We start from the raw sequence: 1,488 nt of genomic DNA, 5'->3' as shown, positions 1-1,488 counted from the left end.
GGTGCGATACATCCGCGCCCCCGACCCACCAAATGGACACGCCACAAACCGCGACCCGGTCAAGCCGGCCCGGCCCAGATAGCCGACACCCACCCCGCGCCCGGCCACATACAACTCGCCGGCCACCCCGACCGGCACCGGGCGCAACCACTCATCGAGAACAAACAACGCCGCCGTCGATACCGGCGCACCAATGGGCACCACCGCATCCCCGACTGACAACGGCGCGCTCATCGACGCATACACCGTGGCCTCGGTGGGACCATACGCATTGATCAGCACCCGCCCGGGCGCCCACCGATCCACCACCTCGACCGGACACGCCTCACCACCGAGCAACACCGCCACCGACTCCAAACCCTCAGACGGTAAAACGCCTACCGCAGAAGGGGTTTGGGTCAACACATTGACCCGCTCACTGATCAGCAGATCGTGGAAATCCTGTGGTGAGCCCACCACCTGCTCGGGCACCACCACCAACCGGCCCCCACCGAGCAGCGCCGCCCAGATCTCCCACACCGAAAAGTCAAACGCATACGAATGACACTGCGTCCAAACCTGCTCGGCCGGCAGACCGCTCGGCAACGAGGCCGCCAAATGCGTCACGTTCTGATGAGTGACCGCCACCCCCTTAGGCACACCGGTAGTACCCGAGGTGTAAATCAGATACGCGACATCATCGCCGGCCGGCGCCGGCAGGGCGGTGCCGGGCTGGTCATGCACCGCAGGATCATCGACCTCGATGACCCGAACCCCAAAACCAGCCAACCGATCAACCAAACCCGCAGTCGTGAGCACCGCCATTGGCCTGGCATCGGCAAGCATGAATTCGATCCGCGCATCAGGCTGCCCGGCATCGATCGGCAGATACGACGCCCCCGCCTTGAGCACCGACAACATCGCCACGACCGCCCCCGCCGAGCGCTCCAACAACAACGCCACACACTGCCCCGGCCCCACACCCCGACCAACCAACAAATGCGCCAACCGATTCGACGCCTCATCAAGATCCCGATAACTCATCGAGCGACCCTCGAAGCTGATCGCCACCGCCTCCGGGGCGCGCGCCACATGCTCGCCGAACACCACCGGAACCGACACCGACGCGCTCACCGGCCGAGACAACACCGCACGATTACCGAGCTCATCTAGACGCACACGCTCACCGGCATCGAGCACATCGATCGACGACAACCGCCGCCCCGGATCGGTCGCCATCACCTCCAACACCCGCTCCAACCGCCCGACCAACACCTCGACACTCTGCGCATCGAACACGTCGGTACGGAACTCCACCGACCCACCAATCCCCGCCGGCTCACCGGCGTGGGTCCAACGCTCGGCCAACGACAACGACAAATCCGTACGCGCAGTACGGGTGTGCACCGGCAATTCAGAGACCTCTAGATCACCCAACGCCAACCCAGCCGCATCACCCATGCCCACCCCGGGAAGGTTTTGCCAGGCCAACATCACCTGCACCAACGG

Annotated in this window: 1 protein-coding gene; it reads right to left on the bottom strand. The window is 64.7% G+C overall.

Going from position 1 to position 1,488, the window contains the following annotated elements; translation table 11 throughout:
• On the bottom strand, positions 1–1,488 hold a 1,488-nt coding region (locus AC5Y7E_RS24170), incomplete at both ends, for a non-ribosomal peptide synthetase (protein WP_499950936.1).

The sequence above is a fragment of the Mycobacterium sp. NGS17 genome (assembly GCF_059813205.1).
This window is presented reverse-complemented; position numbering and strand designations above follow the sequence as displayed.